The sequence below is a fragment of the Xanthomonas sp. SHU 199 genome (genome assembly GCF_000364665.1).
Taxonomy (GTDB): domain Bacteria; phylum Pseudomonadota; class Gammaproteobacteria; order Xanthomonadales; family Xanthomonadaceae; genus Xanthomonas_A; species Xanthomonas_A sontii.
The window spans coordinates 1-520 of record NZ_AQOI01000697.1 but is presented as its reverse complement, the minus strand read 5'-3'; the positions used below and the strand labels follow the sequence as shown (position 1 = coordinate 520).

At 73.7% G+C, this 520-nt stretch carries 1 pseudogene; it reads right to left on the bottom strand.

What is annotated here, in order from left to right:
* Positions 1-254: pseudogene (locus D183_RS0119890) on the bottom strand (hypothetical protein); the annotation flags it as partial.
* Between the last annotated feature and the right edge of the window lie 266 nt (positions 255-520).

The window sequence follows — 520 nt, the reverse complement described above, 5'->3', positions numbered from 1 at the left end:
TGCGCCGCCATCCGCGCACGCTGCGACGACTGCTCGATGCCGCTGCGGGCGCGATCCAGCGGAACCCCGGCGTCCAGGCGGCCTGCGCCCATGCCGTTGCCACCGAGGCTGCCGCCCCCCAGGCCGCCCAGGGTGCCGTTGACCGCACCGCCCACGCTGCCCGCACCGCCCAGCAACTGCGCGCCGGCCACGCCCGGGATCAGCGCCACCGACGCCACCAGCACCGCGCTCGCCAACAGAGTCTTGCCGTTCATCGCATTCTCCTCGTGTCGCCGCAGGCCATCTGCGGCTCTCATATCTCCCTACGAATCGAGCGACGCAGAACATCCCGTGCAGGCGGGACGCAGACAGAATGCGTTCAGCCGCCCGGCGCGCGCTGCAGCGGCAGGTCCGCGCCGAGCAGCCCGGCGCCGTACACCGGATCGGTGCCGGGCGCACCGAGATCGCGCGCCTGCGCCTGCAACTGCGTGCGCACCTGCGCGGCCGCCTGCGGATTCGGCTGCGACAGTGCCTGCGCCGC